Genomic DNA, 6915 nt, shown 5'->3' with positions numbered 1-6915 from the left:
CCCCCGCCCCCGCCGGGCCGTACAGGTGCCCGTGCAGGTACCCGTACAGCGCGCCGAAGCCTGTCAGGTCAGGCGAAGCTCGCGAAACCCGTGGTGTCGAACCAGGTGGGTGCCTCTGCGTCGGACATCGCCTGCTTGATCCGGAACAGCGAGAACTCGTTCAGTTCCGGCAGGCCGTCCACGGCGAACCAGCCGACGTCCAGGGACTCGTCGTCATTGACCCGCGCCTCGCCGCCGACGGCCCGGCAGCGGAAGGTGATGTCCATGTACTGGCAGACGTCGCCGTTCTCGTACGTCACCGGCTCCAGGGCCTGGACGAGCACGACCCGCTCCGGCACGCACCGGACCGCCGTCTCCTCGTAGACCTCCCGCACCGCGCAGGCCGCAGGCTGCTCCCCCGGATCCGGGATGCCTCCGATCACCGACCACTGGCGCGTGTCGGAGCGCCGGCCAAGGAGCACTCGGCCCTCGTCGTCGAAGACGAGGGCGGTGACACCCGGGAGCCAGAGCAATTGGCGGCCGGCGGAGGCACGGAGAGCGCTGATGAAATCAGGAGTAGCCATGTCCCGACCTTAGCCGGGCGCTTCTGTCACTCCTGTTGGTCCCGGGGGCGTGCCACCGGCGTACGACTACACGCCACCGGCGCGCCGCCCGCGCACACCGGCGCCGATCGCCCAGCCGAGACCGCCGGCGGCGACCAGGACGAGGAGCATCTCGGGCAGGATGCCGAGCTTGGTCGCCGGGGTCTCGGAGGAGCGCAGCGGCACCTTCTGGACCAGCGAGGCGGGCACGAACATGGCCGTCTTCTGGGTGATCCGCCCGTCCGGCATGATGATCGCGCTCACGCCGCTGGTCACCGGGACCGTGACGGTCCGGCTGTGCTCGACCGCGCGGATACGGGACATCGCGAGCTGCTGGTAGGTCATCTCGCTGCGGTCGAAGGTGGCGTTGTTGCTCGGCACGGAGATCATCTGGGCGCCGTGGGTGACGGTGTCGCGGACCGCCCAGTCGAACGCGGCCTCGTAGCAGGTGGCGAGGCCGACCTTGGCGCCGTCCATGGTGAACACACCGGGCCTGGTGCCCCGGCTGATGTCCTGGCGGACCATGGTGGTCCAGTTCTTGTTGATGAGCTTGAGCAGCGAACGCATCGGAAGGTACTCGCCGAAGGGCTGGACCTGCCGCTTGTCGTAGGTGTCGGTCGGGCCCTTCACCGGGTCCCACAGGATCTGCTCGTTGTAGAGCTTGCCGTCCCGTTCGACGACGCCGCCGACCGAGATGGGCACGCCGATCGCCTTGGCCGCGCCATCGATGACGGCGGCGGCGTCGGGGTAGGTGAAGGGGTCGATGTCGGAGGAGTTCTCCGGCCACAGCACGAAGTCGGGCTGTGCCACCTTGCCCGCCTTGACCTCGGCGGCCAGCCGCAGGGTCTCACGCGCGTGGTAGTCGAGCACGGCTCGCCGCTGTTCGTTGAAGGCGAGGCCCGCGCGCGGCACGTTGCCCTGGATGACGGCGACGGTCGCGGTGCCGGCCTCGGCCTTGTCGCTCACCAGCGTCCGCGCGGCCAGGGCGCTCAGGACGGGGACGAGCACGCTCAGCGCGGCGACGACCACGGCGACGCGCGGTACCGCGCCGGTACGGCGCCACTCGATCACCTGGCGGACCGTTTCGTACAGCCCGAATCCGCACAGGACGACCGCGAAGCCGAGCACCGGGGTGCCGCCCACGGCTGCCAGCGGCAGGAAGACGCCGTCCGCCTGTCCGAAGGCGATCTTGCCCCAGGGGAAGCCGCTGAAGGGCACACGCGCGCGTGCCGCCTCTCCGGCCGTCCATATGGCCGCCGCCCACAGCGGCCACCCGGGCAGCTTCGACACGGCGGCCGTGCCGGCGCCGACCAGCGCGATGAAGACTGCTTCCACGGCGACCAGCGCCAGCCAGGGCCCGGAGCCGACCTCGACACCGGTCCACACCAGCAGCGGCAGCAGGAAGCCGAGCCCGAACAGATAGCCGAGACCGAGCGCCGCCTTCCAGGACCGGCCGCGCAGGACCCAGCCGAAGATCCCGAACGCGGGCAGGGCGAGCCACCACAGGGTGCGGGGCGGGAAGCTGACGTACAGCAGCGCTCCGGCGAGCGCGGCGGTGGCGGCCGGCCAGAGGCGCAGCAGCCGTTCGCGGCGCGAAGTGGGCGCGGGCTGCGGTTCGAGCTGGTCCGGCTCGTCCAGGGAGGTAGCGGTGGCGGTCACTCCGGGAGTGTACGGCGCCTGCTCGGGGTGCCGTACTGATGGTCCCGCCCGTGGCGGTGGGCCCGCTCCGGTACGTTCTGCCGCATCGTTTCCCCGCAACTCGTCCACAAATGCCGCACCAGCCGTTACGGTGTGCCGGAGCTTCTGACGTGCGCGCCTGTGACGGGCCCGCGCGGCCGGGGTCCGTCACAGGCCGGGGGCGGCGGGTGGGGGTCAACGCGGATGACGTCGAGGACCGGTGCGTCGCCGGACAGTGAGAGACGCGACATCTCCGACGCGGCGGGCGTCGTGGTGCTGGGCGCGTGTGCCACCTGGTCGCTCGTCACGGCGGCCGTCCATGGGGGCCGTCCCGAGGGCGTGCTCCTCGCGGTGCTCGCGGTGGCCGCCGGTTACGCGGCGGGGCGGATCTGCGGGGCGCTGCTGCCGGTCGCCGCCCCGGGAACGCTGGCGCTGGCCGGGCTCGGCCTCGCGGTGGCCGCGCCGCACACTCTGCCGGGGCCCCGGACCGCCACCCCGCCCGGGCATCTGGGGGCGGTGGCCGCGCTGCTGGTCCTGGCGACCGGCGCCGCCTGCTGTGCCGCCTGGGCTGCCCGCCCCCGGCCTCTTCGGCTGGCGCTGGGTTCACTGGCTGTCGTGATCACGGTGGCGGCGGCCGTGCTCGGTCCGTTCGCCGGGTTCGTCCTCTGTACCGCCGTCCTCCTCTGCTCGCTCGCCGCCGGTCATGTGCCGCGCCGGGGCGTGGGCCTCGCCGGGCAGGGGCTGATCGCGGCTCTGCTGACCGGGACGGTGTGGGCGGTCGCCGAGGGCAGGCTGCCGACCGGGTCGGCCGACGCGCTGGAGGGGCAGGTGGGAGGGCACCGGGTCGGCCTGTGGCGCGACGCCCTGCTGCTGTCCCGCCGGGACCCGGTGACGGGGGTGGGACCCGGCCGGTTCGGGGAACTCAGCCCGACGGCCGCCCAGTCGCTGCCGGCCGAGGCCCGTCCGCACTCGGCGCCCCTCCAGCAGGCGGCCGAGCAGGGTGTGGTCGGCATGGTCCTGCTGGCGGCGGTCTTCTGCTGGATGCTGTACGCCCTGTGGCGCACTCCGCGTCCCACCTTTGTCGCGCTGACGGCGGGTGCCGCCCTGACGGGTGTGGCCGCTCTCGCGACGGTCGGCAACGTGCTCAGCTTCACCACGGTGACAGCGGGCGCGGGCCTCCTGGCGGGCCTGGCGACGGCCCGCCCGTTCGTCCACGAGACACCGGACACGGCGCCGCCACGCGCGCGGTTACAGAGCGAACAGCGCTAGGGCGCCGGGAGGGGACGACGCGGGAAAGGCGGCCGGAACGTCAGTGCGCGGCCCCCGCCGCACCCGACCGGAGCCGGTCCGTGATGACCCGTACGGCCGCCTCCGCGTTGTCCACCGTGATCGTGAACGTGTGCCCGTCCCCGAGGCGCAGCATGACGCCCTCGCCCCGGCGCACGACGACCGCGGTGCCCTGGTGGGGGCGCCAGCGGTAGCCCCAGCCGCCCCACTGGCGCGGGGTGACCCTCGCCACGAACTCGGCGCCGACGATCTGTGACAGCGGGATACGGCGGCGCGGCAGGCCGATGTGGCCGCAGCGCACCTCCAGGCAGTCCTTGTCGACCTTCACGGCGACGTGCACGAACGCGAGGGTGCCGAAGAGGACGAGCAGCCCGGCCGCGATGCAGCCCACGACGGCCATGGCGAGCGGTGCGACGCCGGACGTCCACGCCGAGTCGACCGCCAGTTCGATACCGAGGGCCATGAAGGCGCAGCCGCCGAGCGCGAGCAGCCATTGGGCGCGGTTGGTCGCCCGGCCGGTCCAGGTCTCGGCAGGCAGGGCAGGCCGGGTCTCGTCGCGGGGGAAGTCCCTCATATTCCTGAGGTTACTCAGGTTCCGCTGCGCGGGCACCGGCTTGCGGAGAGTGACTGCTCCGCCTGGCTGCCGGACGCCCCTCGGTCAGCGGACGGGGGTGGCCGCCAGCAGCAGGCGGCCCTCCTCGTAGGACAGCGCGGCGGCGGGCAGGGGGCCCGCGATGCCGTTCAGCAGGGCGGTGAAAGTGCCTTCGGCGGGCGCCTCGGGGGCCGGGTGGGCACCGATCCTGCGGAGCGTCTGGGCGGCCACCGCGCCGGCCGAGCCGTGCAGGACGAGCGGCGGGCGGCCGGGCCGCTGGACGGCCGCGTGGATACGTTCGGCGACGAGTTCGTAATGGGTGCAGCCCAGGACGACGGTCGTCACCTCGTCGGGGGTGAGGGCAGCGGCGGCGGCGATGGCGGCGTCGATCGCCGACTCGTCCGCGTGTTCGACTGCTTCGGCCAGGCCCCAGCAGGGCACTTCGGTGACCCCGACGCCCTCGGCGAATTCCCGGATGAGGCCCCGCTGATAGGGACTGCCGGTGGTGGCGGGGGTGGCCCAGATCGCGAAGGGCCCGCCGCCCGCTGCGGCGGGCTTGATCGCCGGGACCGTGCCGATGACCGGCAGCTCCGGCTCGAAGCGGGCGCGCAGGGCCGTCAGGGCGTGCACGGTCGCGGTGTTGCAGCCGACGATCAGGGCGTCGGGCCGCTGCGCGGCGGCGGCCTCGGCGACGGCGAGGGCGCGCCCGGTGAGATCCTCCGTCGTGCGCGGACCCCAGGGCATGCCCGCCGGGTCCAGGGAGACCACGAGATCCGCGTCAGGCCGCAACCCTCGCATCGCGGCGGCCGCCGGAAGCAGTCCGATTCCCGAGTCCATGAGCGCGATCTTCACCCGGTCACTATAAACGGGGTCCCCCTACGAGCCTCCGGGGTGGGGCAGACTGCGGCGGGTGAGCGCCGTTGTGTGGATCGCCGCCGGATCACTCGCCGCCTGGCTCTGGTTGCTGCTGTGCCAGGGCTTCTTCTGGCGCACGGACGTCAGACTGCCGTCCCGCGCGCGGGAGCCCGAATCCTGGCCGTCCGTCTGTGTCGTCGTGCCGGCGCGCGACGAGGCCGCCGTACTGCCCGCGAGCCTGCCGTCCCTGCTCGCCCAGGACTATCCGGGGCGGGCCGAGATCTTCCTGATCGACGACGGCAGTTCGGACGGCACCGGGGAGCTGGCCAGGGAACTGGCGCGCCGCCACGGCGGGCCCGCGCTGACCGTGGACTCGCCCGGTGAACCGCCGGCGGGCTGGACGGGCAAGCTGTGGGCCGTACGGCACGGCATCGCGCTGGCACGCGCGCGTGGACCCGAGTTCCTGCTGCTGACGGACGCGGACATCGCCCACGCGCCGGACAGTCTGCGGGAGTTGGTGGCGGCGGCGCGCGGCGGCGGCTTCGACGCCGTGTCACTGATGGCCAGGCTGCGGGTGGAGAGCGTCTGGGAACGGCTCGTCGTACCCGCCTTCGTGTACTTCTTCGCGCAGCTCTATCCGTTCCGCCGGATCGGCCGGAAGGGCTCCCGGACGGCGGCCGCCGCCGGAGGGTGCGTGCTGCTGCGTACGGAGGCGGCCGAGCGGGCCCGGATCCCGGAGGCCATCCGGCACGCCGTCATCGACGACGTGGCGCTCGCGCGGGCCGTCAAGGGCGGCGGGGGCCACATCTGGCTGGGGCTCGCCGAGCGGGTGGACAGCGTGCGGCCCTACCCTCGGCTGCACGACCTGTGGCGGATGGTCTCGCGCAGCGCGTACGCGCAACTGCGCCACAGCCCGGCGCTCCTGCTCGGTACGGTGCTCGGCCTCGCCCTGGTGTATCTGGTGCCGCCGTCGGCCCTGGTCGCCGGGCTCGTCACCGGGACGACGCAAGCGGCGGTGTGCGGCGGCCTCGCGTGGCTCGTGATGGCGGGGACGTACGCCCCGATGCTGCGCTACTACGGGCAGCCGCTGTGGCTCGCTCCCCTGCTGCCGTTCACCGCGTTCCTGTACCTCCTCATGACGGTCGACTCGGCGGTGCAGCACTACCGGGGGCGCGGCGCCGCCTGGAAGGGACGGACGTACGCGCGTCCGGAGACCGTCACGGACGAGAGCTGAGCGGGGCGGGTCACTTGCGGCCGGGGGTCCAGTTCATGCCCCAGCCGTAGACCCGGTCGACGGTTCGCTGCGGGCTCACCCCCCGGTCGGGCACCAGATAGCGGGCCTCGCGCTGGACGATCAGGTCACCGCCGTCGTTGGTGATCAGGGCGAGCGCGCACACCGTGGAGGGCACCGTGCACTCGTCGAGCGAGAAGTCGACCGGTGCGCCGTTCGCCGGGGTCAGCGTGACCGTGGCGTTCAGGTCGGCGAAGGAACGCGCTCCCGCGTAGATGGTCACGAAGACGAGGATGCGCCGGAAGGCCTGCTTGTGGTCGAGGTTGACGGTGAGGTTCTCGCCGCTCGACACGGCTCCGGTGCGGTCGTCGCCGTCGAGGTGGATGTACGGCGGCTGGTGCAGCGCCCCGAAGGCGTTGCCGAGCGCCTGGACGACGCCCTTGCTGCCGTCGGAGAGTTCGAAGAGGGCGCACAGGTCGAGGTCGAGATCGGAGTGCTGGGCCACCGCCCGGCCGAGTTTGCTCCCCCACCCCGAGAACTGCTTGTGGACCTGCCAGTTGAGGTTGACGCGCAACGCGCCCGAGGTGCCGCCCTGTTTGGTGAGCGAGACGGACGGGGCCTGCTTGGTGAGCGTCACCTTGGTCAGGCGTACCGGCGTCGTGGGAGGGACGGGCGGGGGCGCTGTCACGGGT

At 73.0% G+C, this 6915-nt stretch carries 7 protein-coding genes; 2 read left to right on the top strand and 5 right to left on the bottom strand.

Annotation, left to right across the window (positions count from 1 at the left end; all coding sequences use genetic code 11):
* Window positions 1-68: 68 nt before the first annotated feature.
* Both AOK08_RS29265 and lnt read right to left on the bottom strand, forming a co-directional pair.
* Window positions 69-563: an NUDIX hydrolase gene (locus AOK08_RS29265; protein WP_055531617.1), complete on the bottom strand. Its 495-nt coding sequence runs from the start codon at window positions 561-563 to the stop codon at window positions 69-71.
* 66 nt (window positions 564-629) lie between these two features.
* Entirely contained in the window at window positions 630-2240 is a 1611-nt protein-coding gene (lnt, locus tag AOK08_RS29260) for an apolipoprotein N-acyltransferase (protein WP_055531615.1), read from the bottom strand.
* A gap of 222 nt (window positions 2241-2462) precedes the next feature.
* Here lnt and AOK08_RS29255 point away from each other — a divergent pair, with 222 nt between their 5' ends.
* Entirely contained in the window at window positions 2463-3527 is a 1065-nt protein-coding gene (locus tag AOK08_RS29255; protein WP_063794153.1) for an O-antigen ligase family protein, read from the top strand.
* Between the two features lie 40 nt (window positions 3528-3567).
* Here AOK08_RS29255 and AOK08_RS29250 read toward each other — a convergent pair whose 3' ends face one another.
* Entirely contained in the window at window positions 3568-4119 is a 552-nt protein-coding gene (locus AOK08_RS29250; RefSeq protein WP_055531613.1) for a hypothetical protein, read from the bottom strand.
* 84 nt (window positions 4120-4203) lie between these two features.
* Window positions 4204-4989: a glutamate racemase gene (locus tag AOK08_RS29245; protein ID WP_055531611.1), complete on the bottom strand. Its 786-nt coding sequence runs from the start codon at window positions 4987-4989 to the stop codon at window positions 4204-4206.
* Between the two features lie 70 nt (window positions 4990-5059).
* Here AOK08_RS29245 and AOK08_RS29240 point away from each other — a divergent pair, with 70 nt between their 5' ends.
* Window positions 5060-6226 (top strand): glycosyltransferase, encoded by a 1167-nt coding sequence (locus AOK08_RS29240; RefSeq protein ID WP_055531609.1) that lies wholly within the window; start codon window positions 5060-5062, stop codon window positions 6224-6226.
* Window positions 6227-6236: 10 nt separating this feature from the next.
* Here AOK08_RS29240 and AOK08_RS29235 read toward each other — a convergent pair.
* Window positions 6237-6915 (bottom strand): TerD family protein (locus AOK08_RS29235; protein WP_422125780.1); only part of this gene is annotated, 679 nt, incomplete at its 5' end.

This window comes from Streptomyces graminilatus (genome assembly GCF_001418565.1).
Taxonomy (GTDB): domain Bacteria; phylum Actinomycetota; class Actinomycetes; order Streptomycetales; family Streptomycetaceae; genus Streptomyces; species Streptomyces graminilatus.
This window is presented reverse-complemented; position numbering and strand designations above follow the sequence as displayed.